The organism is Caulobacter sp. BP25 (genome assembly GCF_002737755.1).
Classification (GTDB): Bacteria; Pseudomonadota; Alphaproteobacteria; order Caulobacterales; family Caulobacteraceae; genus Caulobacter.
Genome location: NZ_PEGH01000017.1, coordinates 717,129 through 741,609 on the forward strand (window position 1 = coordinate 717,129; position 24,481 = coordinate 741,609).

General features: G+C 67.3%; 18 protein-coding genes, 2 tRNA genes, 2 rRNA genes and 1 pseudogene. 17 read left to right on the top strand and 6 right to left on the bottom strand.

What is annotated here, in order from left to right:
* Positions 1-8: 8 nt before the first annotated feature.
* The 5 genes from trpB to CSW59_RS13710 all read left to right on the top strand — a co-directional run bounded on the left by trpB (position 9) and on the right by CSW59_RS13710 (position 4,527).
* A complete protein-coding gene (gene trpB / locus CSW59_RS13690; RefSeq protein ID WP_201722801.1) occupies positions 9-1,229 on the top strand; it encodes a tryptophan synthase subunit beta in 1,221 nt (406 codons plus the stop codon).
* A 12-nt stretch (positions 1,230-1,241) separates the two neighbouring features.
* The gene (trpA, locus tag CSW59_RS13695) at positions 1,242-2,069 is read left to right on the top strand and encodes a tryptophan synthase subunit alpha (RefSeq protein WP_099444535.1); all 828 of its coding nucleotides are present in this window, start codon (positions 1,242-1,244) and stop codon (positions 2,067-2,069) included.
* A 12-nt stretch (positions 2,070-2,081) separates the two neighbouring features.
* Positions 2,082-3,008 carry an acetyl-CoA carboxylase carboxyltransferase subunit beta gene (locus CSW59_RS13700; protein WP_099444536.1) on the top strand — a complete coding sequence of 309 codons (927 nt, stop codon included), beginning with the start codon at positions 2,082-2,084 and terminating at the stop codon, positions 3,006-3,008.
* Positions 3,009-3,016: 8 nt separating this feature from the next.
* Positions 3,017-4,333 (top strand): folylpolyglutamate synthase/dihydrofolate synthase family protein, encoded by a 1,317-nt coding sequence (locus CSW59_RS13705; protein ID WP_099444537.1) that lies wholly within the window; start codon positions 3,017-3,019, stop codon positions 4,331-4,333.
* Between the two features lie 86 nt (positions 4,334-4,419).
* On the top strand, positions 4,420-4,527 hold the full coding sequence (locus tag CSW59_RS13710; protein WP_004617960.1) for a hypothetical protein: 108 nt from the start codon (positions 4,420-4,422) through the stop codon (positions 4,525-4,527).
* A gap of 65 nt (positions 4,528-4,592) precedes the next feature.
* On the opposite strand, the gene trxA is transcribed toward CSW59_RS13710, so the two are convergent.
* The 6 genes from trxA to tsaE form a co-directional block, all read right to left on the bottom strand.
* Positions 4,593-4,925: a thioredoxin gene (gene trxA / locus CSW59_RS13715; RefSeq protein ID WP_062095908.1), complete on the bottom strand. Its 333-nt coding sequence runs from the start codon at positions 4,923-4,925 to the stop codon at positions 4,593-4,595.
* A 129-nt stretch (positions 4,926-5,054) separates the two neighbouring features.
* A complete protein-coding gene (gene addA, locus CSW59_RS13720; protein WP_099444538.1) occupies positions 5,055-8,516 on the bottom strand; it encodes a double-strand break repair helicase AddA in 3,462 nt (1,153 codons plus the stop codon).
* Positions 8,513-11,500 (bottom strand): double-strand break repair protein AddB, encoded by a 2,988-nt coding sequence (gene addB, locus CSW59_RS13725; RefSeq protein WP_099444539.1) that lies wholly within the window; start codon positions 11,498-11,500, stop codon positions 8,513-8,515. Before addB ends, addA begins: the two co-directional genes overlap by 4 nt.
* Positions 11,497-12,222, bottom strand: coding sequence for an N-acetylmuramate alpha-1-phosphate uridylyltransferase MurU (gene murU / locus CSW59_RS13730; protein ID WP_099444540.1), 726 nt, complete (start codon positions 12,220-12,222; stop codon positions 11,497-11,499). The genes addB and murU overlap by 4 nt, the downstream gene beginning before the upstream one ends.
* Positions 12,219-13,307 (bottom strand): N-acetylmuramate/N-acetylglucosamine kinase AmgK, encoded by a 1,089-nt coding sequence (gene amgK / locus CSW59_RS13735; protein WP_369825776.1) that lies wholly within the window; start codon positions 13,305-13,307, stop codon positions 12,219-12,221. Before amgK ends, murU begins: the two co-directional genes overlap by 4 nt.
* On the bottom strand, positions 13,297-13,743 hold the full coding sequence (tsaE, locus tag CSW59_RS13740) for a tRNA (adenosine(37)-N6)-threonylcarbamoyltransferase complex ATPase subunit type 1 TsaE (protein ID WP_099444542.1): 447 nt from the start codon (positions 13,741-13,743) through the stop codon (positions 13,297-13,299). The genes amgK and tsaE overlap by 11 nt, the downstream gene beginning before the upstream one ends.
* A gap of 85 nt (positions 13,744-13,828) precedes the next feature.
* On the opposite strand from tsaE, the pseudogene zapE reads away from it, so the two are divergent.
* The 12 genes and pseudogenes from zapE to CSW59_RS13810 all read left to right on the top strand — a co-directional run.
* Positions 13,829-14,876, top strand: a pseudogene (zapE, locus tag CSW59_RS13745) (cell division protein ZapE).
* Between the two features lie 8 nt (positions 14,877-14,884).
* Positions 14,885-15,472: a GDP-mannose pyrophosphatase gene (locus tag CSW59_RS13750; RefSeq protein ID WP_099444543.1), complete on the top strand. Its 588-nt coding sequence runs from the start codon at positions 14,885-14,887 to the stop codon at positions 15,470-15,472.
* A gap of 291 nt (positions 15,473-15,763) precedes the next feature.
* Positions 15,764-16,171: a succinate dehydrogenase, cytochrome b556 subunit gene (gene sdhC, locus CSW59_RS13755; protein ID WP_099444544.1), complete on the top strand. Its 408-nt coding sequence runs from the start codon at positions 15,764-15,766 to the stop codon at positions 16,169-16,171.
* Positions 16,138-16,593, top strand: a complete 456-nt coding sequence (gene sdhD, locus CSW59_RS13760) for a succinate dehydrogenase, hydrophobic membrane anchor protein (protein ID WP_201722808.1) — start codon at positions 16,138-16,140, stop codon at positions 16,591-16,593. The genes sdhC and sdhD overlap by 34 nt, the downstream gene beginning before the upstream one ends.
* The gene (sdhA, locus tag CSW59_RS13765; protein ID WP_099444546.1) at positions 16,593-18,380 is read left to right on the top strand and encodes a succinate dehydrogenase flavoprotein subunit; all 1,788 of its coding nucleotides are present in this window, start codon (positions 16,593-16,595) and stop codon (positions 18,378-18,380) included. Before sdhD ends, sdhA begins: the two co-directional genes overlap by 1 nt.
* A 7-nt stretch (positions 18,381-18,387) precedes the next feature.
* Positions 18,388-19,170, top strand: a complete 783-nt coding sequence (locus tag CSW59_RS13770; RefSeq protein ID WP_013077358.1) for a succinate dehydrogenase iron-sulfur subunit — start codon at positions 18,388-18,390, stop codon at positions 19,168-19,170.
* A gap of 128 nt (positions 19,171-19,298) precedes the next feature.
* On the top strand, positions 19,299-20,537 hold the full coding sequence (locus tag CSW59_RS13775; RefSeq protein WP_099444547.1) for an NAD(P)/FAD-dependent oxidoreductase: 1,239 nt from the start codon (positions 19,299-19,301) through the stop codon (positions 20,535-20,537).
* A gap of 27 nt (positions 20,538-20,564) precedes the next feature.
* Complete coding sequence (locus CSW59_RS13780) at positions 20,565-20,885, top strand: 2Fe-2S iron-sulfur cluster-binding protein (protein WP_099444548.1); 321 nt, start codon at positions 20,565-20,567, stop codon at positions 20,883-20,885.
* An 837-nt stretch (positions 20,886-21,722) separates the two neighbouring features.
* A 16S ribosomal RNA gene (locus tag CSW59_RS13795) occupies positions 21,723-23,206 on the top strand.
* Between the two features lie 183 nt (positions 23,207-23,389).
* Positions 23,390-23,466 (top strand) — tRNA-Ile (locus tag CSW59_RS13800).
* A 66-nt stretch (positions 23,467-23,532) separates the two neighbouring features.
* Positions 23,533-23,608: transfer RNA gene (locus CSW59_RS13805), tRNA-Ala, on the top strand.
* 289 nt (positions 23,609-23,897) lie between these two features.
* A 23S ribosomal RNA gene (locus tag CSW59_RS13810) occupies positions 23,898-24,481 on the top strand; the annotation flags it as partial.

Sequence of the window (24,481 nt, forward strand, 5' to 3'; positions counted from 1 at the left end):
AAGAGCTCGTGAACGCTCCCGCGAAACCCAACGATTACTCGGCCTATCCGGACGCCAACGGCCGGTTCGGCGACTTCGGCGGCCGCTATGTGGCCGAGACGCTGATGCCGCTGGTGCTGGAGCTGGGCAAGGCCTATGCCGACGCCAAGGCCGATCCCGAGTTCCAGGCGCAGCTGACGAGCTACAACACCCACTACGCCGGCCGGCCCAGCCCGCTCTATTTCGCCGAGCGGCTGACCGAGCACTTCGGCGGGGCCAAGATCTATTTCAAGCGCGACGAGCTGAACCACACCGGCTCGCACAAGATCAACAACGCCCTGGGCCAGATTCTCTTAGCCATGCGCATGGGCAAGACCCGGATCATTGCCGAGACGGGCGCGGGCCAGCACGGCGTGGCCACCGCCACCGTCTGCGCGCGCTTTGGCCTGCCGTGCGTCGTCTACATGGGCGCCACCGACGTCGAGCGCCAGAAGCCGAACGTCTTCCGCATGAACCTGCTGGGCGCTGAAGTTCGCCCGGTGACCTCGGGCACGGGCACCCTCAAGGACGCCATGAACGAGGCGATGCGCGATTGGGTCACCAACGTGCACGATACCTACTACCTGATCGGCACCGCCGCCGGCCCGCACCCCTATCCGGTGATGGTCCGCGACTTCCAGAGCGTGATCGGCGCCGAGGCTCGCGAGCAGATCCTGGAGATGGAAGGCCGCCTGCCTGACGCGGTGGTCGCCTGCATTGGCGGCGGCTCGAACGCCATCGGCCTGTTCCATCCGTTCCTGAACGACGCCAGCGTGCGCCTGATCGGCGTCGAGGCGGCCGGCCACGGCGTCTCCACCGACAAGCACGCCGCCTCGCTGACCGGCGGGCGTCCAGGCGTGCTGCACGGCAACCGCACCTACCTGCTGCAGGACGACGACGGCCAGATCATCGACGCCCACTCGATCTCGGCGGGTCTCGACTATCCGGGCATCGGCCCCGAGCACTCGTTCCTGCACGAGGTCGGCCGCGCCGAATATGTCTCGAGCACCGACGAGGAGGCCCTGGCGGCCTTCCAGCTGTGCTCGACCCTCGAAGGCATCATCCCGGCGCTGGAGCCGGCCCACGCCCTGGCGCGCGTCGGCGAGATCGCCCAAGAGCTGGGCAAGGACAAGATCGTGGTGATGAATCTCTGCGGTCGCGGCGACAAGGACATCTTCACGGTGGCCGAAGCGCTCGGGCGCAAGATCTAGGACCGACCCCGCGTGACCAAAGACCGTATCGACCGCCGCTTTGCGGCGCTGAAGGCCGAAAACCGCGCCGGCTTCGTCACCTACGTCATGGCCGGCGATCCTGACGCCGCCACGACGCTCAGCGTGCTCAAGGGCCTGCCGGCCGCCGGCGCTGATTTGATCGAGCTGGGTTTTCCCTTCTCCGACCCGATGGCCGAGGGGCCGACCATCCAGCGCGCCGCCCAGCGGGGCCTGAAATCCGGCATGACCCTGCAAGGGACGCTGGACCTCGTCGCCGCCTTCCGCGAGGGCGATCAGGACACCCCGATCATCCTGATGGGCTATCTCAATCCCGTCCTGCACCGGGGCTTTGAGAGCTTCGCCGCCGCCGCCGCCAAGGCCGGGGTCGATGGCCTGATCATCGTCGACTGCCCGCCCGAAGAAGCCGACCCGCTGTCGGACGCGCTGGAGGCTGAAGGCATCGCCCTGATCCGCCTGGCCGCCCCCACCACCGACGATGCGCGCCTGCCGATGGTGGTGCGCCGCACGTCGGGCTTTGTCTACTACGTGTCCGTGGCTGGCGTGACCGGCGTGAAGTCGGCCGATGCGGCCGAGGTTGCGCCGGCCGTCGAGCGCCTGCGCAAGGCCTCGGGCTTGCCGGTCGCCGTGGGCTTTGGCATCCGCACGCCGGATCAGGCCGCCGCCGTCGCCAAGGTGGCCGACGCGGCCGTCGTGGGCTCGGCGCTTGTGGATGAAATCGAATCCGCAGCTCGGTTGAACGAAAACGTGACCGAGAAGGTTCTTCTAAAAGCGTCGGAGCTGGCTAAGGCTGTGCGTTCGGCGCGAGTCGGGACGAAGTGAGGCTCTAAGGCTATGGCTATGGCTGAACCCCAGGACCCGAAAAAGGGCGACAAGAAACAGGCTGGCGACCGCCGAGGCGGCGGCTGGCTGTCGCGGATCGCCCCCGGCGTGCGCGGCGCGTTCGCCAAGCGCGAGACGCCGGAGAACCTCTGGGTCAAGTGCCCGGACACGGGCGAGATGATCTTCCGCTCCGACCTGGAGGCGGCCCTGTGGGTGACGCCGGCCGGTCGCCACATGCGGATCGGGCCGGAAGCCCGCTTCAAGTTCACCTTCGATGACGGCCAGTACGAGGCCCTGCCGAGCCCGGCGGTCGTCGAGGACCCGCTGAAGTTCTCGGACGGCAAGCCCTACAAGGACCGTCTCGCAGCCGCCCGCAAGGCGACCGGCGAGCAGGACGCCATGGCCATCGGCTATGGCAAGGTCGCCGGCGTCGACGCCGTGGTGCTCGTCCAGGACTTCGCCTTCATGGGCGGGTCGCTGGGTATGGCCGCCGGCGAGGGCTTCATCGCCGCCGCCAAGGCTGCTTTGGACCGCCAGGTCCCGCTGATCGCCTTCACCGCCGCCGGCGGCGCGCGGATGCAGGAAGGCGCGCTGTCGCTGATGCAGATGGCCCGCACGACCCTGGCCATCAACGAACTGAAGGACGCGGCCCTGCCTTACGCCGTGGTCCTCACCGACCCGACCACCGGCGGCGTCACGGCCTCCTACGCCATGCTGGGCGATGTCCACTTGGCCGAGCCGGGCGCCCTGATCGGCTTTGCTGGTCCGCGTGTCATCGAGCAGACCATCCGCGAGACCCTGCCGCCGGGCTTCCAACGCTCGGAGTATCTGGTCGAGAAGGGCATGGTCGACCGCGTCACGCACCGCAAGGAGCTGCCGCAGGTGCTGGGCTCGATCCTGGGCACCCTGATGATGGGCCGCAGCCGCAAGGCGGCCTGAGCGCCGCCTTGGCCGAGCACCTCCGCGCCCACGACGCCGCCCTTGAGCGGTTGAAGGCGCTGCATCCCAAGCTGATCGACCTGTCGCTGGACCGGATGCGGCGGCTGTGCGCGGCGTTGGGCGATCCGCAGGATCGCTTGCCGCCGGTGATCCACGTCGCGGGCACCAACGGCAAGGGCTCGACGGTCGCCTATTTGCGCGCCATGGCCGAGGCTGCGGGCCTCAAGGTCCATGTCTTCACCTCGCCGCATCTGGTGCGCTTTTCCGAGCGCATCCGCCTGGCTGGAACCCTGATCACCGACGACCACCTGGCCGACGTGCTGGACCGCGTGGAGGCGGCCAACGCCGGCCAACCGATCACCTTCTTCGAGATCACTACGGCCGCCGCCTTCGTCGCCTTCGCCGAGGTTCCGGCCGATCTCTGCATCGTCGAGGTGGGATTGGGCGGTGTGCTCGACGCCACCAACGTCATTCAACGGCCGGCAGTCAGCGTCATCGCCCCGATCGACATCGACCACCGCGAGTTCCTGGGCGACACGATCGCCCAGATCGCCGTGGAGAAGGCCGGGATCATCAAGCCGGACGCCCCTGCGGTCTCGGCCCGCCAACACGGTGACGCCGAAGACGTGCTCGACACGACCGCTGCCCTGGCCGGCGTGGAACTGACCCTGATGGGCCGAGACTTCGACGCCTGGGGCGAGAGGGGCCGGCTGCTGGTGCAGATGCAGGACCGCCTGCTGGACCTGCCCGCGCCCTCGCTGCCGGGTGAGCACCAGTTCGCCAATGCGGGTCTCGCCGTTGCCGCCTTGCTGGCCCTGGGTGATCCGCGCATCGACGAGGCCGCCATGGGCCGAGGGATCGCGAGCGCAGTCTGGCCGGCCCGCTTCCAGCGTCTGGCCGCCGGCCCGCTGGCCGAGCGCGCCAAGGCGGCCGGGGCCGATCTCTGGCTGGACGGCGGCCACAATCCGCATGCGGGTAGGGCCGTCTCGCGCGCCGTCGCCGACCTCGCCGCTCGCGATGGCCGACCGGTGGCGCTGATCTCCGGCATCCTGGCCAACAAGGACGCGACCGGCTTCTTCACGCCGTTCCGGGGCGTGGCGGCCAAGGTCTTCACCGTGACGTTCGAGGGCCACGCCGCCGCCAGCGCCGCCGAGACGGCCGCCGCCGCCGAACTGGCGGGCTTGCGCGCTTGCGCCTGCGACAGCATCGAGGACGCGCTGGCTCGCGCGCTCCAGTTGGAGCCAACGCCGCACGTGCTGATCTGCGGCTCGCTCTATTTGGCCGGCGAGGTGCTGGCGAGGAGCCCCGAGACGTGGCCGACCTAAACGCGTAAGGCTGGTCTCACGCCGATAGGGCGGCACGGCCCGCCGGACATCCTCGGCGAGCGCGCCCGCCCTGGCAGGAACCGCCGATGGCCAAGGGTCAGAAGAAGTCGAACAAGGAAATCCGCAAACCGAAGGCCGAGAAAAAGGCCCCGCCGGTCTCGGTCTCGCCGTTCATCGTGACGCCCAAGAAATAGGGACCACGAAAAACGCCCGCCCCGGAAGCCGGAGCGGGCGTCTTCAATTCAGCGGTATAGGGCGCTTAGGCCGCCTGGACGCCAGCTTCGTTCAGCCATTCCAGGATCTTTTGCTTGGGCATGGCGCCGACCTTCATCGAGGTCATCTGGCCGTCGCGGAACAGCATCATGGTCGGGATACCGCGCACGCCATAGCGCGACGGCGTCGTCGGGCTGTCCTCGATATTGACCTTGGCGATGGTCACGACGTCGGCCAGCTCTTCGGAGAGCTGCTCCAGGGCCGGGGCGATCTGCTTGCAGGGGCCGCACCACTCGGCCCAGAAGTCGACGAGCACGGGCTTGCTGGCCTTCAGGACATCGGATTCGAAGGTGGCGTCGGTCACCACAACGGTGCTCATGGCTTGCTCCAGTCTGGCGTCGCGCGGCGATTTACGGCGCGGAGGACGCGATCAAATTCTAAATTACCCGGAGTCGCTCCGGGCGGTTGCTCAAAGATGTAGGGGGCCAGGGCGCATCCGGCAACGGGATTAAGCCAGCCTGGCCAGCGCCTCGGTCATCACCTTTTCTGGAACCGGCATCAGCTTCGGACCATCCGTCCAGACCAGAGCCGCCTCGACGGCCCGGCCCGGAAACACCTCGCGCAGCACCGCCGCATAGACCGCCATCTGGGCCAGATAGGCCGGATCGGCTTTCTCGATGCGGTTGGGCGAGGGGCGGTTGGTCTTGTAGTCGATAACGAGGACGCGGCCCTCGTCCACCACCAGCCGGTCGACGCGACCCGAGACGGCCAGGCCCTTAGGCAGGTGGACGCTGGTCCCGGCCAGCGCCACCTCGGCCCGTGAGCCCGGGCCGAACACGGCGGAAAACCGCGCGTCGTCCAGAACGCCGAAGGCGGCCGCGGCCATCTCCTCGCGCTGATCGTCGGTCAGGTCGCGCTCGGCGGCCAGCAGGCGGCGTGCGGCGGAGGCTCGCTGGTCGGGCGCGAGGTCGGGCAGGATCTGCAGCAGCTTGTGCACCAGCTCGCCCCGCCGATAGCGGCCCAAGCCCGCGACGCGGGCCAGCGGCGAGGGGGCGGGTACGCGGGCGTTGTCCTCGATCCGCGACGGCGCCGCATAGCGGGCCGCCGCCGGCTCTGGCGGGGCGGCGTGGGTCATCCAGGCCGGCGCGGCGGCGGGGACGCGCACGTCCGCCTCGGCGCGCGGCGCGGGCGCCGGATCGGGGCCGTAGCGCAGGAAGGCGGTCTCGTCCTCGCCTAGGGTCCGCACGTGCGGGGCGATGTCGGCATGGGCGAAGGCGGCGCGGACGGCCGCGTACCAGCCGCCGACCTTGTCGTCCTTGGTTCGCGCGTCGATGCGGCCGCACAGGATCAGCCGGTCACGCGCCCGGGTCAGGGCCACGTAGAGCAGGCGCAGCGCCTCCTGGCTTTCCTTGTCCTCGCGCAGCCGGCGGGCCTTGGCCGAGGCCTCGCAGTCGCCCTTGCTGGAGCCGCACCAGAGCAGGGCCCCGTCCTCGGTGACCAGCAGCGGCGAGCCGCCGGCTCCGCGCTTCACCGTGGTTTCGGGCAGGAAGACGATCGGCGCCTCCAGCCCCTTGGAGCCGTGGGCGGTCATCACCCGCACCTCGCGGCGCGCGCCCTCCATCTCGCGTTTGACGATGATGTCGAGGGCCGCGAAGTCGGCGACCAGGGCTTCCAGATCGCGCACGCCGCGTTGCTCGGCCTCCATGACCTGGGCCAGGAACTCGTCGAGCGCCTCTTCGGCCTCCGCGCCCAGGCGGGTCAGGACCTTGGCGCGGTGCGAGCGGCCGGCCGCGTCGGCGAGGCCCAGCCAGGCGGCGTAGAACTCGAACGGCTGCCGGCGGCGGCCTTCCGCCAGCGCCCAATCCAGCACCGCCCGCGCGGCGCCCCACTCGGGGCGCTCCTCGGACCGTCGCTGAAGCTCCGTCCACAGCGTGGCGCGCCGACCCTTGGCCAGCGCATAGATGTCGGCGTCGGACAGGCCGCAGAACGGCGCCTTCAGCAGCGCCGCCAGGGTCAAATCGTCGTCCGGAAACAGGACGAACCGGCCGAGCGCCAGAAGATCTTCGAAGGCGATGTGGCTGGACAGTGACAGCCGGTCGGCGCCGGCCACCGGCACGCCGCGCCGCTTCAGGGCGCGGATGATCTCTTCGAACAACACCTTGCGGCGCCGGACCAGCACGAGAATGTCGCCGGCGTGGGCGGCGCGGTGGCGGCCCAGCTCCTTGTCGAACACCGCGTCGCCGCGCTTGAGAATCGCGGCCGTCTCGGCGGCGATGGCTTCGGCCAAGCGTCGGTTGGCGCTGCGCTCACCCTCGGCGTCCAGCGGCGCCTCCCAGGCCTCGCGCTCCTCGCCGGGCAGCTCGCGGGTGAGCGGCCACAGGTCTACGCAGCCGGGATGGCCGTGACGGAAGAGCTCGTGGCGGACTAGGTCCTGGCCCACCGGCGGCGGCACGCCCTCGCGCGTTTCGGGATCGGAGAACAGGGCGTCGACGAAGCTCAGCACCTCGTGGGTCGAGCGGTACGACACCGTCAGCGGCACGCCCTTGCCGACGGCGCCGACCGCCTCGATGCGGGTGATGTAGCCTTGGGTCTCTTCCAACAGGCGCGTGGGGTCCGCGCCTTGGAACGAGTAGATCGACTGTTTCTCGTCGCCGACGATGAACAGCGTGCGTTCGGCGCGGCGGCCGCTCCAACCTTCGGACGTCTCGCCGGCGAAGAAGTCGGCGGTCAGGGCGCGCAGGATCTCCCACTGCTCGGGCGCGGTGTCCTGGGCCTCGTCCAGCAGGATGTGGTCGACGCCGCCGTCCAGCTTGTAGAGCACCCAGGCGGCCTCGACCTTCTCGGTCAGCAGCACGCGGGTTTTGTCGATCAGGTCGGTGAAGTCCAGCGCGCCGCGCGCTTCCTTCTCGGCCATGTGCCGCTCGATATAGAGGCCGGCCAGCAGCAGGGCGTTCTGGGTGTCCTCGGCTACCTTGGCGGCGCGGACCTGTTCGCGGGCGGCCTCCAGCTTGGCCTGCTCCAGAAGCAAGGCCTCGCGCAGGTCCTCGCGGCTCTTCAGGCCCGAGGTCTTGGCCGGCCAGGTCGCCGGCGTGCCCTCGCCGCCTTCGGTGAACAGGGCGCGCAGGGCCAGTTCCAGCGTGGCGTCCGGATCGCGGGCCACGGTGGCCAGGGCCTCTGCATATTTGGCGTCCTGCTTGCCGCCGCCGTCGAAGAGCACCGTGGCCGCCGCGCGCCAGGCGCCGAGGTCGAGGCGGGCCATGGCCTTGGCCGCGAGCTCTTCGGCCGAGGTCGGCGCGTCGAAGCCGCAGCGCGTCCAGGCGTCTCCGATCGCTTCGGCTAGGCCGCCGCACCGCTGGACATAGGCCACGATCTGGCCGCGCCGCGCCTCGAACCCCGCGAACATCGCCTCGAAGCTCTGGAAGTCCAGCGCCACCGAGAAGCGGGCATAGGCCTGCGAGAACGCGTCGTCGTGCGTGTCGACCCAGGCGGCCACCGACCGGCGAGCGGCGCGGGCGATGGCGGCGCCGGCCTGGTCGTCCATCACGGTGAAGCCCGGCGAGACGCCGGCCTCCAGCGGGAAGCGCCGCAGCAGCTTCTCGCAAAAGGCGTGGATCGTCTGGATCTTCAGGCCGCCGGGCGTCTCCAGCGCCTGGGCGAACAGGGCGCGGGCCTCGGACAGGCGCCTGGCGTCATAGATGTCGTCACTCTCGCCGACCAGCTTGGCCAGTTCGGCGCGCAGGTCGGCGTCGCTGGTCACCGACCATTTGCCCAGGCGCTCGAACAGGCGGCGCTGCATCTCGGCGGCGGCGGCCTTGGTGTAGGTGACGCACAGGATCGCCTCGGGCGGCACCTTGGCGAGCAGCAGGCGCGCGACCCGGTCGATCAGGGTCTTGGTCTTGCCCGAGCCGGCGTTGGCCGTGACGAAGGCCGAGATCGCCGGATCGGCGGCGATGCGCTGAGGGTCGATCATTCGCCCTCTCCGTCGTCGCCGCTGGTCGACCATTCGAACACCCGCGCCAGGTGGGCGTAGTCGCCGGGGTGCTCCTTGACGAACTGGGGCGCGACCCGCGAGCGGTAGGGCTCGTCGGGATCGTCATAGCGGGCGATCAGCTTGACCAGGCCGTCCATGGCCTTGCGCGCGGCCTCCGCGCTCTCGCCGTTGGCCAGAGCGCGGATCTGCTCTTCCCCAGCGGGGCGTCTTCCGGTGACGCGGACATAGGTCAGCTCGCCGGGCGCGGGGCTGCCCAAGTCCGGGAACCCGCCGTTCATCAGGATCGCCGCCGTCAGGGTCAACTGCGGCGAAAATCCAGTGTCGACCTGCTTCTGCGACGGCGCGGCCCCGGTCTTGTAGTCGAGGATATGCGCGGTCCCGTCCGGTGTCGGCTCAATGCGGTCGGCCTTGGCCGTCAGGGTGAAGGGACGGCCGTTGATGGAGAGCTCCAGCTTACCCTCGGCCTCGACGACGATCTTGCGCGCGCCGGCGCGGCGATGGCGCTCCCAGTCGGCGACCCATTGGGCGGCCTCGCGGGCCAGGGCTCTTTCGCGGGTCAGGGCCGTCGACGGCATGCCGGCGCCGACCAGGGCCTCGATGTAGAAGCGCTCGAACACGGCGGCCGCGTCGGCCGGCACGCCGTCGGGATAGGTCTCGGCGAACTTTTCGAAGGCCGCGTGGATGGCGGTGCCGCGCGCCCGCGCCTCGACCGGCTCGTCGGGGCGCTCCAGCGGATAGAGCTTCAAGATATCGCGCGCCCAGACGGCGTAGGGGTCGCGGGTCAGGGCCTCGATCCGGGTGACGGCCATCTTGCGTGGGCGGTCCTCGACCGGCGGGCGCGGTTCGGGGCGCTTGATCGGCGCATAGGGCTCGGGCGCGTCGAGGGCGCGGACCCAGTCCAGCACGTCGTCGCGGCGGGGCAGGGCGAGACCCGCGCCGGCGGCCAGGGTCTTCAGCCGCCATAGCCAGCGCGACTCGACCGCCGGCGCGCCGCCGCGCCGCTCGCAGTGGACGAGCACGACGTCGGGCGCGCTGGCGGCCTGGGCGAAGTCGTGGGCGGTCAGGCCCACGCGGCGCTCGGGCGGCGGCAGGCCCAGGCGCTGGCGCATCGGCCGCGACAGGAACGGGTCGATCGGCGCGCCCTGCGGCCAGACGCCTTCCTCCAGCCCCGCCAGCACCAAGCGGTCGGCGCGGACCAGGCGGGCCTCGATGGCGCCCAGGATGCGCAGGCGCGGGTGGGTGGCGCCGCCGACCCGGACGGTTTCCTCGTTGACCAGGCGATCAAGGATGTCGGCGAAGGCCTGGGGCGAGGCGTCGGGCAGGGGCTCGCCGTCCTGGATCAGAGCGGCCATCAGCGCGCCCAGGCACTCGCCCGCGCCGCCGGCCCAGAGACGCGGCGGCGCAATCAGGCCCTCCAGCGCCTCGACCAGGGCCTTGGCCGCGTGGCAGGGGCGGGCGAAGCCGTCGGCATAGGGGCTGGCGGCGTGGTCGACGGCGACCAGCACGCGCTCGCAAAGCGCCAGAGCGTCCGGCATGTCCTTCAGGCGCGCGCGCAGGACCTCGGCGGAACCGGGCGCGGCGCCGCGCAGGCCCTTGTGCTCCAAGAGGGCGGCGGCCGGGGCCTCGTCCTCGCTCAGCACAAGCGGGTGCTTGGCGACCGCGAGCAGACGCACGGGATCGAGCGGCTCTTCGACCAGGCGCGCGAAGTGCAGAGCCAGGATCGCCGAACCGGCGGCGGCCAGCGGGGCGCCGGCCGAGCTGTCGGGGATCACGCCCCAGCGCTGCAGGCGCGTCATCACCCGGCGGGCCAGGGTCTGGTCAGGCGTGACGAGCGCGGCGGTCTTGTCCGGCGTCTCCAGCGCCTCGCGCAGCAGCAAGGCGCAGGCGCCGGCGGCCTCCTCCTCGGCGCGGGCGGCGATGACGGAAAAGCCCATCAGGCCCTCGGCGATGGGGTCGAGGTCCGGCGCCTCGGCGCGCAGGGCGGCGATCTGAGCCAGCCAGTCGGCGGTGGCCTCGGCCGGACGTAGGGCTTCGTTGACGATCCGCCGCCGCCAGCGGCCCCGGCTGTCGGCGTCGGGAACCCATGCCCGCACGTCGCCGCGCGAGACGCCGGCCCTATCCAGCAGGCGCTTCATGGCGCCCTGCGGATGCTGCTCGCCCTGGCTGCCCTCGATCCGCTCCCAGGCGCTATCGGCGAGGTCCTCGTCTAGGCCGGGCAGCACGACGGCCCCCTTGGGCGCGGCGGCGACCACGCGCAGCAGGTCGGCGGTGGCGGGGGCCGTGCCGGTCGAACCTGCGGCGACCAAGACCTCGGTCGGCGGGTTCTCTGACCACTGCTTTTCCAGGGCGCGCAAAAGGCGCACCCGGCGCTCGGAGACGTCTATCAGGCCGAGCGCTTCGAGGCGTTGCGGCCAGGCGCGCAGCACGGCTTTCAGGAACCGGGCCGAGACCTGCCAGTGCTGGGCCAGGTCGCCCTCGGCCAGGCCGTCCAGCCTGTCCTCGAAGGCGATCTCCTCGATCTGGCAGCTGTCTAGGAAGTCCGACAGCGCCTTGGCCAGCTCCAGGGCCTGGACCGGGCCGGGCTTGAACGACAGCAGGCTGCCGTGATCGACGACCAGCCGCGCCAGCTCAAACCGGCGGCGGCGGGAGGCGATGGCTGGAGGCAGGTCGATGGAAAGCTCGCCCGGCTCGAACGGCGGCTCACCCTCGTCGAGGTCGCCGAGGGGGCGAATTTGCGGCAGCAGCAAAGCCCGTCCGCCGCCGACCGTCAGGAAGGCGTCGGCCAGGGCGCGGGCGCCACGGCGGGTCGGGGTCAACACAGTGGCGCGGGGCAGGGCCTCGGGGCCCAGCGGCTCCAGCGTGTTCAGCAGGCCGCGCGCCAGGTCGTCGACGAACGGCCGATGCGCGGGGATCGAGAACCAGCGCGGCCCCGGGCGCTCAAAAAATGGGGCCTGGGCGCTCATTCTCCGGCCAGCCTCGCTTCGGCCGCGTCGCGGGCGACGGGATCGCCGACGTGCATCCAAAGACCTTCAGGCGCCACGCCGTGCACTCGGCCTCGAGTGGCGAGAGACTTCCAGAGCGGCGTCAGGGAGAACGGGCCCTCGGGTCCGTCCTTGACGATGTCCGGGTTACAGATGTGCACGCCGACATAGACCAGCGGCGCCATTTCGCCGGCGTCCTTGAACCGAACCGCGCCGTCGGCCTCCAGGAAGACGTCGCCACTATCATGAAAGCCCAGCGACGTCGCCGTCGGCGCCAACATCAGGCAGACGTCCATGCGCGATGGGTCCCAGGCGGCGACCATGGCGTCCAGGGCGGGGACGCCGCTCTCGATCCAGACAGAGTCGATGTTGGCGACCCAAACCGGGCCCTCGCCCAGCAGCGGCATAGCATGCTTGAGGCCGCCGCCGGTCTCCAGCGCCTGGGGGCGCTCGTCGGAGATGACAATGCGGGGCGCGAGGCCCTTGGCGACGCGGTCCTTCAGATGCGCCTCCAGCCGGTCGGCGAAGGCGTGGACATTGACCATGGCGGTCTCGACGCCGGCGGCCGCGAGGCGATCCAGCATGTGGTCGATCAGCGCCTTGCCGCCGACCTCGACCAGGGCCTTGGGGCGGTCGTTGGTCAGCGGGCGCATGCGAGTGCCAAGGCCCGCCGCCAGCACCATCGCGATTTTCGGCCCGCTCATCGGCGGGTCTCCACGGGGACGTGAGCGTCGAACCAGGCCTTGAGGTCGGCCAAGGCCGGATCGGCGAAACAGACGTCCAGATAGACCCACAGGCGCGGGATGAAGTCGGCGTAGCGGGGCTTGCCGTCGCGGGTCACCAGGCGCGCGAAGATGCCCAGGATCCGGATGATGTTGAGCGCGCCCAGCGCGTGGTAGTCGGCCAGGAAGGCGGTGCGGTCCAGCTCCGGCCGCGCCGCCAGGTAACGGTCCAGGCACGCGGCCTCGCGCTCGGGCGAGACGGTGCGGCGGGCGTCGTGCAGCAGCATGGAGAGGTCCCAGGCCGGATGCGCCAGGACGGCGTCCTGGAAGTCCAGCATACCCACTCGCGCCGCGCCTTGTCGCTCCGGCAGCCAGATCAGGTTCTCGGCGTGATAGTCGCGATGACAGAAGACGGTGGCCTCGGCCTCGCCCTTGGCGCGTATCGGCGCCCAGATCGCTTCCCATTCCGACAGGGCGACGTTGTCGAAGGCGACGTCTCGGAACTTCGGCTGCCACTCGATGAAGATGTCGTGGGCCGTCTTCAGGGCCAGATCGTCATAGGTCAGCAGCGGCCAGGTAGAGCCGTCGTAGATCAGCGCCTTGGGCGTCTGCGCGGCGTGGATGGCCAGCAGGCCGTCGATCGCGGCGTCGTATAGCGGGGCCTCGTCGGTTCCGGCCTCGATCAGACGGGCATAGAGGTCATCGCCCAGGTCCTCGAGCACAGCCAGGCCCGCTCGCGCATCTGCGGCCAGCACCTTGGGGGCCGACAGGCCTTGGGCGTTCAGCCAGCCGGCGCAGGCGACGAAGGCGTCCACGCGGCCGGCGGCCAAGCGGGCCAGGGCATTGTAGCCCAGCGCTGCGCGTTGCTCCGGCGTCGCGCCAGGAGGGCAGGGCGCGGTTTCCAGCGACGGCGGCTGGTCCATGAAGATGAAGCTGTGGCCACCCTCGCGATGCAGGCGCTCGTAGCTCCGCGTTGAAGCGTCGCCGCCCAGCGGCTGGCGGCGAACGTCGCCGAAACCGTGGGCCTCCAGGAACGCGGCCTTGGCCGCCTCGCGTTCAGAGCTCAAGAGAACGTCCTTCGAAATCGCCGTGCGCTACAATGACGGCGCGTCGCGCCTCGCCGTCGAGGGCGATGTCTATATCGAGCCGATTCGGCGGCAAACGTCCTTCCAGCCGCTGCGGCCACTCTATGAGGGCGACGCCGCCGTCGAGCGCCTCGTCCAGGCCGATCTCATAGGCCTCGTCGGGATCGGTCAGGCGATAGAGGTCGAAGTGCGCCAGGGGAAAGGCCGGCGTCTCGTAGAACTGCACCAGGGTGAAGGTCGGGCTGGGCACCTCTTCGTCCGGCGTCGTCAGGGTGCGGATGAGGGCGCGGGCCAGGGTCGACTTGCCGGCCCCCAGCGGGCCGGTCAGGCAGATCGCGTCGCCGGGCCTCAAGGACGTGGCCAGCTTGCGGCCCAGCGCCTGGGTCGCGGCCTCGTTGGGCAGGGGAAGGGTGTTCATGTTCACCCCATAGCGCGTCGCTCCGGCGATGTTGAGGGCGCAAGGCTCTTTCCCCCGCGCCGCGCACGCGCTAACCGCATCGGCGATGCCGACATCCCTCCGCACTGCCTATCGCGAGCGCCTGGCCCAGGGCGAGATCAAGCCCGACGCCGCCCAGGCCGCCGCCGTCGAGGCCCTGTCCCGCCTGGAAGCCGACCTGGACGGCGCCGGCGAGCCGAACTTCTCGTTCTTTGGCCGCAAGCCCAAGAGCCAGCGCGGTGTCTATCTGTGGGGGCCGGTCGGGCGCGGGAAGTCCATGCTGATGGACCTCTTTTTCGACAGCGCCCCGGTCGCCAAGAAGCGGCGCATCCATTTCCACGCCTTCATGGCCGAGGTCCACGCCGACATCGACGCCTGGCGCAAAGGCGATGCGGCGGCCCGCAAGGCGCGCTTTGGCCAGTCGAAGGGTGACGACCCGATCGCGCCGACCGCCGAACTGATCGCCACGAGCGCGCGCCTCCTGTGCTTCGATGAGCTGCAGGTCACCGACATCGCCGACGCCATGATCTTGGGGCGGCTCTTCGAGGCCTTGTTCGCACGGGGCGTGACTCTGGTGGCGACCTCGAACCGGCCGCCCGAGGACCTCTACAAGGACGGGTTGAACCGCCAGCTCTTCCTGCCCTTCATCGACATGCTGAAGTCGGCTCTGGACATCGTCGCCGTGCGCGGGCCGGTTGATTTCCGGCTGGACCGCTTGCGGGCGGCTCGCACCTGGCTATCGCCGATCGACAAGGCCAGCCAGGCCGAGTTCGAGCGTCTGTGGGCCGACATGCTGGACGGCGCGCCCGAAACCGGCGCGACCCTTGAGGTGCTGGGCCGCAAGATGCGCCTGCCCCGCGCGTCTGGCGGCCTGGTCCGCACCTCTTTCGCCAGCCTCTGCCAGCAGGCGCTGGGGCCGCAGGATTATCTGGCGGCCAAGCGGTTCAACACCCTGGTCGACGCCCTCTACGCCGACGCCAAGCTGGTCGCTCTAGCCGAGGCCGAGCCTGAGGGGCTGTATCCCGAGGGCGACGGCGCTTTCGAGTTCGAGCGCACCGTCTCGCGCCTGCAAGAGATGCGTTTCGGCCGACTACGTTTCGCGCGTTCGCGACTAGGAGCCCCTATGTCCGTCAAAGAGCGTGTCCGCGTTCGCGAGACCAAGCTGCTCTCCGACAACTGGTACGTCCTGAAAACCACCACCTTCGACTGGAAGCGGCGCGACGGGACCTGGCAGAGCCAGAGCCGCGAGCACTATGACCGTGGCAACGGCGCGGTGCTGCTGCCCTACAACCTAGCCAACCGCACCGTCCTGCTGGTCAAGCAGTTCCGCTATCCCGCCTTCGTCAACGGCTATGACGACCTGCTGATCGAGGCGGCGGCGGGCCTCTTGGACGACGCCGAACCCGAGGTTCGCATCCGCGCCGAGGTCGAGGAAGAGCTGGGCTATCGCCTGGGTAAGGTCCGCAAGGTGTTCGAGGCCTTCATGAGCCCCGGTTCGGTGACCGAGATCCTGCACTTTTTCGTGGCGGAGTACGACGCCTCGATGCGCATCGGCGACGGCGGCGGCCATCCCGACGAGGGCGAGGATATCGAGGTGCTCGAGCCGACGATCGACGGGGCGCTGGCCATGATCGCCGACGGCCGCATCAGGGATGCCAAGACCATCATGCTCCTACAGCACCTGGCCCTGACGGTGTTCGCTCCCCGCTAGGTTCGATGCCGGAATGGGATGCGCCCGGTGGTCGCCGTCGCGCTCCCTATTTCGAGGTTGGAAGGGAAAGCGACCGAGTCGCCCGCGAAAATCGCTCGGATCGATCATCCGGGGGGCAACTTGGCTCGTATCCTAATAGCAGCCGACGCAGGATCGACCTTGGCGGTTCCTTGCGGCGACCGCCACCAGGTTTGAGAACGTTTCTCAAGAGAGCGTCGTTTAATTGACAGCTAAGTCCTCGCGCTTAAAAGCGTCCCGCAACGCACAAAGGCTACTGAGGTTGGACCTCCCATGACCGACACGAGCCGGGGGCTGCCCGAGCGCCCGATGTCGCCGCACCTGCAGGTGTGGCGTTGGCATATCACGATGGCCTGCTCGATCCTCCACCGCGCCTGCGTGGTGGGCCTGTGGGTCGGCGCCGTGATCCTGGCGGGTTGGGCCGCCGCCCTGGCCGCCGGCCCGGACGCCTACGCCGGCTACACCGCCGTCCTGGGCTCGCCGATCGGCAAGCTGGTGCTGCTGGGCGAGACCTTCGCGGTCTTCTTCAACGTCGCCTACACCATCCGCCAGACCTTCTGGGATACCGGCAAGGGCTTCCAGCCGCGCATCGCCGACATGACCGGCGCCATGGCGATCGCCTTCGCGGTCGTGGCGACGATCGTCACCTGGGTCATCGCCGGCGCGAACGGAGCGTTCTGATCATGAGCAAGAACGACATCTTCCAGCCCATCCAGTTCCGCACCCCGCTGTCGCGCGCCCGGGGCATGGGCTCGTCGCACCACGGCGTCTCGCACTTCATCACCGAGCGCGTCTCGGGCCTGGCTCTGGCGCCGCTGAGCCTGTGGGGCGTCTACAGCGCCCTTAAGCTGATCGGCGCGGACCAGCACACGGTCGCCGCTTGGCTGGGCCAGCCGCTGAACGCCGTTCTTCTGGTCCTGCTGCTGGTTTCGGCGCTCGTGCACCTGTCGAACGCCGTCCAGGTGGTGATCGAAGACTACATCCACCGCTTCACGAGCAAGTCGGCCCTGGTGATCGGCAATCTGTTCGTCTGCGTGCTGGCTGGCGCCGTCGGGATCTTCTCGATCCTGAAGGTGGCCCTGACCGTGACCGGAGCCCATTGATGTCGGCCTACAAGTTTATCGACCACAAGTTCGACGTCGTCGTTATCGGCGCCGGCGGCTCTGGCCTCCGCGCCGCGCTGGGCGCCGCCCAGGCCGGTCTGAAGACCGCCTGCATCACCAAGGTGTTCCCGACCCGCAGCCACACCGTGGCCGCGCAGGGCGGCATTTCGGCCTCGCTGGGCAACATGAGTCACGACGACTGGCGCTGGCACATGTTCGACACCGTCAAGGGGTCGGACTGGCTGGGCGACCAGGACGCCATCGAGTACCTGACTCGCAACGCTCCGGCGGCGGTCTATGAGCTCGAGCACTGGGGCGTGCCCTTCTCGCGCACGGCCGACGGCAAGATCTATCAGCGCGCCTTCGGCGGCATGACCAAGAACTTCGGCGAAGGCCCGATCCAGCGCACCTGCGCGGCGGCCGACCGGACCGGTCACGCCATGCTGCACACGATGTATGGCCAGTCCCTGGCCCACGACACTGAGTTCTTCATCGAGTACTTCGCCCTCGACCTGATCATGGACGACGGCGTCTGCCGCGGCGTGACCGCGTGGAAGCTCGACGACGGCACCCTGCACCGCTTCCAGGCCCAGATGGTGATCCTGGCCACGGGCGGTTACGGCCGCGCCTACTTCTCGGCGACCTCGGCCCACACCTGCACGGGCGACGGCAACGCCATGGCGCTGCGCGCCGGCCTGCCGCTGCAGGACATGGAGTTCGTGCAGTTCCACCCCACCGGCATCTACGGCGCCGGCTGCCTGATCACCGAGGGCGCCCGCGGCGAGGGCGGCTACCTGACCAACTCCGAAGGCGAGCGCTTCATGGAGCGCTACGCCCCGTCGGTGAAGGACCTGGCGCCGCGCGACATGGTCAGCCGCGCGATGACCATCGAAATCCGCGAAGGCCGTGGCGTGGGTCCCAACAAGGACCACATCTTCCTGCACCTCGACCACCTGGATCCCAAGATCCTGGCCGAGCGCCTGCCGGGCATCTCGGAAACCGCCAAGGTCTTCGCCGGCGTCGACGTGACCAAGGCCCCGATTCCGGTGCTGCCGACCGTCCACTACAACATGGGCGGCATCCCGACGAACTATCACGGCGAGGTCGTCACCAAGAACGGCGACAACCCCGACCAGGTCATTCCGGGCCTGATGGCCGTGGGCGAGGCCGCCTGCGTGTCGGTGCACGGCGCCAACCGCCTGGGCTCCAACTCGCTGATCGACCTGGTGGTGTTTGGTCGCGCCGCGGCCCTGCGCTGCGCCGAGATCCTCAAGCCCGGCGCCAAGCAGCCGGAACTGAAGGACGCCCAGACCGAGGCCCACCTGGCCCGCTTTGATCGCTTCCGTAACGCCTCGGGCTCGACCGGCACCGCCGAACTGCGTCTCGAGATGCAGAAGGCCATGCAGGAAGACGCCGCCGTGTTCCGCACCGGCGAAAGCCTGGACAGCGGCGTGAAGCGTCTTCAGGCCGTCTGGGACAAGAAGAGCGACATCAAGGTTTCCGACCGTGGCCTCGTGTGGAACACGGACCTGATGGAGACCCTGGAGTTCGACAACCTCATCGGCCAGGCGGTGGTCACGGTGAACGGCGCGGCCAACCGCACCGAAAGCCGCGGCGCCCACGCCCGCGAGGACTTCGCCGACCGCAACGACACCGAGTGGATGAAGCACACCCTGGCGTGGCTGGATAACCAGTCGGGCAAGGTGAAGATCGATTACCGCCCGGTGCACAGCTACACGATGTCCGACGACATCGCCTACATCCCGCCGAAGCAACGGGTCTACTGAGGGTCCGATGGTCGAACTCGCACTCCCCAAGAACTCCCAGGTCAAGTCGGGCAAGCATTGGCCGGCTCCCGCGGGGGCCAAGAAGGTCAAGACCTTCAAGATCTACCGCTACGACCCGGAAACGGGCGGGAACCCGCGCTGGGATACCTACGACGTCGACATGGACGCCGTGGGGCCGATGGTCCTGGACGCCCTGCTGTATATCAAGAACACCATCGACCCGACCCTGGCCTTCCGCCGGTCGTGCCGGGAAGGCGTTTGCGGCTCCTGCTCGATGAACATCGGCGGCCGCAACACCCTGGCCTGCACCCACGGCTGGGCCGAGGTGCCGGGCAAGGCCGTCCAGATCAGCCCGCTGCCGCACATGCCGGTGGTCAAGGACCTGATCCCGGACCTGACGCTGTTCTACGCCCAGTACGCCTCGATCGAGCCCTGGCTGCACACCGACACCCCCGAGCCCCAGGCCGAGTGGCGTCAGTCGCCGGAGGACCGCGAGAAGCTCGACGGCCTCTATGAGTGCATCCTCTGCGCCTGCTGCTCGACCTCGTGCCCCAGCTATTGGTGGAATGGCGACAAGTATCTGGGCCCGGCGGCCCTGCTGCACGCCTATCGCTGGCTGATCGACAGCCGCGACGAGGCCACCGGCGACCGCCTTGACGCGCTCGAGGACCCCTTCAAGCTCTATCGCTGCCACACGATCATGAACTGCGCCCAGGTCTGCCCCAAGGGGCTGAACCCGGCCAAGGCCATCGCCGAGATCAAGAAGATGATGGTCGAGCGCGTCGTCTGACGAGCTCTTCAGACGATCCAGAGGGCGGCGGTTTGGAAACGAACCGCCGCCCTCTATGTATCCGCGCTATCGAAGGCGCTTGCCAATAGGTGACGCCGCCGTCATTTTTGACGAAAGGGAGGGCGTCATTGAGCGCTGAAGCCAATCAGAACGCATGCGTCGTCATCGTCGGCGCGGGCCACGCGGGCGGTTCGGCCGCGGCGTTCCTGCGTCAGTACGGTCACGAAGGCCGGATCGTCCTGATCGGCGACGAGCCGCTCTTGCCCTATCAGCGCCCGCCGCTATCCAAGGCTTGGCTCAAAGGTGAGGCCGACGCCGACTCGCTCGCCCTCAAGCCGGCGGACTGGTACGGCGAGAACAATGTCTTCCTGCGCCTGTCAGGCGTGGCCGAACGCATCAACCGCGCGGCCAAGACTGTGACCCTCGCCTCGGGCGAGGCCATTGCCTACGACTTCCTGATCCTGGCCACTGGCGCCCGCGCGCGGCAACTGCCGATCCCCGGCGGGGATCTCGCCGGTGTTCTCGCTTTGCGCACCGCCGCCGACGCCGAGCTGCTCAAGCACGCGCTGGGTCCCGGCAAGCGCCTGGCGGTGATCGGCGGCGGCTATGTCGGACTGGAGGCCGCCGCCTCGGCCAGGGCGCTGGGCGCCGAGGTCGTCGTGGTCGAGCGCGAGAGCCGGGTTCTGGCCCGTGTCGCCTGCGAGACCCTCTCGACCTTCTTCCAGGACTATCACCGCGCGCGGGGCGTGACGTTCGAGCTGAACGCCGGCGTCGAGGCGTTCGAGGGCGCGGACGACCATATCCGCGGCGTGCGCCTGTCCGACGGGCGTCTTCTGCCGTGCGACGTCGCCCTGGTTGGGGTCGGCGCGATTCCCAACGACGAACTGGCTAAGGACGCGGGCCTGGCGACCGCTAACGGCGTGGTCGTCGATCTCGAGGCGCGCACCGACGATCCCGCGATCTTCGCGATCGGCGACGTCGCCCATCGGCCTCTTCCTTTATATGAGCGCCAGTTCCGTCTTGAGAGCGTGCCCAACGCGCTGGAGCAGGCCAAGCAAGCGGCGTCGGCGATTCTCGGCCGGGCTGGTCCCGCGCCCGAGGTCCCGTGGTTCTGGTCGGATCAGTATGACCTCAAGCTACAGATCGCGGGTCTGCCGTTCGAAGCCGATCGCACGGTCGTGCGCGGCGATGCCGCCAGCGCCAAGTTCGCGGTCTTCCATCTGAAGGGCGACCTGCTGCAGGCCGTCGAAGCGGTCAACGCGCCGCCGGAGTTCATGGCTGGCAAGCAGCTGATCGCCAAACGCACGCCGGTCAACGTCGAGAAGCTTGCCGACACGTCGGTGTCCATGAAGGAAGTGGCGGCTTAAGAGCGCCTAAGGGGTAACGGAAAGCATATGGCCAAGATCACCTACATCGAACACGACGGGACCGAGCACGCCCTCGACGTCAAGCCGGGCCTGACGGTCATGGAAGGCGCGGTGAAGAACAACGTGCCGGGCATCGACGCCGACTGCGGCGGCGCATGCGCCTGCGCGACTTGCCACGTCTATGTCGACGCTGCCTGGCTGGACAGGACCGGCGACAAGTCGGCCATGGAAGAGTCGATGCTGGACTTCGCCGAGAACGTCGAGCCCAACAGCCGCCTGTCGTGCCAGATCAAGGTGACCGACGCCCTGGACGGCCTGGTGGTGCGTCTCCCCGAGAGCCAGCACTAAAGGCCGCGCTAACCACGCCGTCAAAAGAGCGTCGTTATATTGTCGCGAGGGGGTTGCCAGAGCGCGGGGCGGAGACTAGATCAACGCCTCGCTCGGAACGGCTTCGCGACCGGACGACGCGGCCCCCGAAAGGGAGCTTGCATCGGCCCAGACGCTTGGCTAGATACCGCGCTCCAATCGACTCGATGATGGATCCGCAGGGGCGGCTTCGGCAGCCCTGAGGGTCTTCTTTTTGTCTCTTCGCTTGCCGGCTTCGGTGGTGCGAAAAAGTCGAAAAGAGTTGGTTGACTTCGGAATGTCGCCTCTTTAGAAGCGCCGCTCCGGCCATCGTCGCCAAGATTTCGCAAGAATTCAGCGGCGCGGTGGAGGGTAGTTAAGTAGAGCTTTTGAGATCTTCTCAAAATAACTTCTTGACTAGCTGGGATGGCTTCTCTAGAAGCTGCCCACTCTGGCGCTTCCCGGTTCTCCGGGGTTCGCTGGTTCGGTTCAAAAAGTTTTGAAAAAAACGATTTGACACGGAATTCGAGGTTGGATAGATAGCCGCCTCCGCCGACACCGGGCGCTAAACGGTGGGATCGGTTCTCCGGTAACGGAGCGGTTCGGGTCTTTGACATTGTTGATTTGGAAAGAGAAACGCAGGCGGCGGCGCTCTGGCGGTTCACTCTACGGAGTGGATCATTGACGCTGACGTATGCGGTCTCTTGAAGACACCATTTATACGCCGGTTGGCTTTCGGGCTGATCGGAGTGTGATGGGAACTCGTCAAGAAACTATGCAAACCAGATACCTGGTTCTGGGTTTTCCCCCGGGACTGGAAGTCTGATGTCAATGTCAACTCAACCTGAGAGTTTGATCCTGGCTCAGAGCGAACGCTGGCGGCAGGCCTAACACATGCAAGTCGAACGGATCCTTCGGGATTAGTGGCGGACGGGTGAGTAACACGTGGGAACGTGCCCTTTGGTTCGGAACAACTCAGGGAAACTTGAGCTAATACCGGATGTGCCCTTCGGGGGAAAGATTTATCGCCATTGGAGCGGCCCGCGTCTGATTAGCTAGTTGGTGAGGTAAAGGCTCACCAAGGCGACGATCAGTAGCTGGTCTGAGAGGATGATCAGCCACATTGGGACTGAGACACGGCCCAAACTCCTACGGGAGGCAGCAGTGGGGAATCTTGCGCAATGGGCGAAAGCCTGACGCAGCCATGCCGCGTGAATGATGAAGGTCTTAGGATTGTAAAATTCTTTCACCGGGGACGATAATGACGGTACCCGGAGAAGAAGCCCCGGCTAACTTCGTGCCAGCAGCCGCGGTAATACGAAGGGGGCTAGCGTTGCTCGGAATTACTGGGCGTAAAGGGAGCGTAGGCGGACTGTTTAGTCAGAGGTGAAAGCCCAGGGCTCAACCTTGGAATTGCCTTTGATACTGGCAGTCTTGAGTACGGAAGAGGTATGTGGAACTCCGAGTGTAGAGGTGAAATTCGTAGATATTCGGAAGAACACCAGTGGCGAAGGCGACATACTGGTCCGTTACTGACGCTGAGGCTCGAAAGCGTGGGGAGCAAACAGGATTAGATACCCTGGTAGTCCACGCCGTAAACGATGAGTGCTAGTTGTCGGCATGCATGCATGTCGGTGACGCAGCTAACGCATTAAGCACTCCGCCTGGGGAGTACGGTCGCAAGATTAAAACTCAAAGGAATTGACGGGGGCCCGCACAAGCGGTGGAGCATGTGGTTTAATTCGAAGCAACGCGCAGAACCTTACCACCTTTTGACATGCCTGGACCGCCACAGAGATGTGGTTTTCCCTTCGGGGACTGGGACACAGGTGCTGCATGGCTGTCGTCAGCTCGTGTCGTGAGATGTTGGGTTAAGTCCCGCAACGAGCGCAACCCTCGCGATTAGTTGCCATCAGGTTTGGCTGGGCACTCTAATCGTACTGCCGGAGTTAATCCGGAGGAAGGCGGGGATGACGTCAAGTCCTCATGGCCCTTACAAGGTGGGCTACACACGTGCTACAATGGCGACTACAGAGGGCTGCAATCCCGCGAGGGGGAGCCAATCCCTAAAAGTCGTCTCAGTTCGGATTGTTCTCTGCAACTCGAGAGCATGAAGTTGGAATCGCTAGTAATCGCGGATCAGCATGCCGCGGTGAATACGTTCCCGGGCCTTGTACACACCGCCCGTCACACCATGGGAGTTGGCTTTACCCGAAGGCGCTGCGCTAACCGCAAGGGGGCAGGCGACCACGGTAGGGTCAGCGACTGGGGTGAAGTCGTAACAAGGTAGCCGTAGGGGAACCTGCGGCTGGATCACCTCCTTTCTAAGGATGCTTCTCCAGTCTCTCACGAGACTATTGAAGCTCCAGACACGGTGCGCTTGACGCACCAAAAAGAGCGGATCGCCGCCGTCTTCGTTTCTCTTTCCACTTGTTCTGGACCGTCGAGGTTCAGGACACGATCGCGAGCCCTGGAGCGGATCAACTGATCCGATCTGAGCGGCCTATGGGCCCGTAGCTCAGTTGGTTAGAGCGCACGCTTGATAAGCGTGAGGTCATAAGTTCAAGTCTTATCGGGCCTACCACTCTTTCCAAACATACGGACCGCACCGACCAGCTCCGCTGGGCAAGCAACTTACACTGAAGTGTGAGGGGCCATAGCTCAGTTGGTAGAGCGCCTGCTTTGCAAGCAGGATGTCGTCGGTTCGAATCCGTCTGGCTCCACCATTTTTCCTCGCAATCCTCGCTACCGCTTCGCTGCTTGAGCGAGGCTAGCTGGTATGGTTGGGAAAATCGCGATCGGGAATGATCAAGTTTGCAGCGGCTTTCGAGCCGATGCGAAGTGACATTGTGAAGGCAGGGTTCCTCCGCCAACCGTAGCTCACCCCTGGGATACGGACCTGGTTTAAGGATGGACTTAAGAAGACATCATTGTCTGACTAAAGGTAGAGCTCATGCTCGATCCCTTCCCGCGAGATGCGGCTAGGGTCGATTATGCATGGGTTTTGCTGAGAACGATCAAGCGCATAAGGGCTTCTGACGGATGCCTTGGCATTGAGAGGCGATGAAGGACGTGGCACGCTGCGATAAGAGCCGGGGAGGCGCGAGCACCCTTTGATCCGGCTATCTCCGAATGGGGAAACCCACCTTTATGGTCACCCAACTTAGTCTCAGCTTCGGCTGGGTCCAGGATTGGATGATCAGAAGAGGTATAATGACCTGAATACATAGGGTTCATTAAGCAAACCCGGGGAACTGAAACATCTCAGTACCCGGAGGAAAGGACATCAACCGAGACTCCCGTAGTAGTGGCGAGCGAACCGGGACCAGGCCAGTGCTGTCGTGACATAAAGCTGAAGGATCTGGGAAGGTCCGCCATAGTGGGTGATAGCCCCGTAAGCGTCAAATAGCGACAGACTCGAGTAGGGCGGGACACGTGAAATCCTGTCTGAACATGGGGGGACCACCCTCCAAGCCTAAGTACTCCTCAATGACCGATAGCGAACAAGTACCGTGAGGGAAAGGTGAAAAGCACCCCGACAAGGGGAGTGAAACAGATCCTGAAATCGGAAGCCTACAAGCAGTCGGAGCCACCGCGCG

Coding starts and splice junctions, on each gene's coding strand:
- murU (WP_099444540.1), bottom strand. CDS start 12,222: ATGAGCGGGCCGAAAATCGCGATGGTGCTGGCGGCGGGCCTTGGCACT.
- CSW59_RS13700 (WP_099444536.1), top strand. CDS start 2,082: ATGGCTATGGCTGAACCCCAGGACCCGAAAAAGGGCGACAAGAAACAG.
- sdhC (WP_099444544.1), top strand. CDS start 15,764: ATGACCGACACGAGCCGGGGGCTGCCCGAGCGCCCGATGTCGCCGCAC.
- trxA (WP_062095908.1), bottom strand. CDS start 4,925: ATGAGCACCGTTGTGGTGACCGACGCCACCTTCGAATCCGATGTCCTG.
- tsaE (WP_099444542.1), bottom strand. CDS start 13,743: ATGAACACCCTTCCCCTGCCCAACGAGGCCGCGACCCAGGCGCTGGGC.
- CSW59_RS13710 (WP_004617960.1), top strand. CDS start 4,420: ATGGCCAAGGGTCAGAAGAAGTCGAACAAGGAAATCCGCAAACCGAAG.
- CSW59_RS13770 (WP_013077358.1), top strand. CDS start 18,388: ATGGTCGAACTCGCACTCCCCAAGAACTCCCAGGTCAAGTCGGGCAAG.
- sdhA (WP_099444546.1), top strand. CDS start 16,593: ATGTCGGCCTACAAGTTTATCGACCACAAGTTCGACGTCGTCGTTATC.
- addB (WP_099444539.1), bottom strand. CDS start 11,500: ATGAGCGCCCAGGCCCCATTTTTTGAGCGCCCGGGGCCGCGCTGGTTC.
- CSW59_RS13780 (WP_099444548.1), top strand. CDS start 20,565: ATGGCCAAGATCACCTACATCGAACACGACGGGACCGAGCACGCCCTC.
- addA (WP_099444538.1), bottom strand. CDS start 8,516: ATGATCGACCCTCAGCGCATCGCCGCCGATCCGGCGATCTCGGCCTTC.
- CSW59_RS13750 (WP_099444543.1), top strand. CDS start 14,885: ATGTCCGTCAAAGAGCGTGTCCGCGTTCGCGAGACCAAGCTGCTCTCC.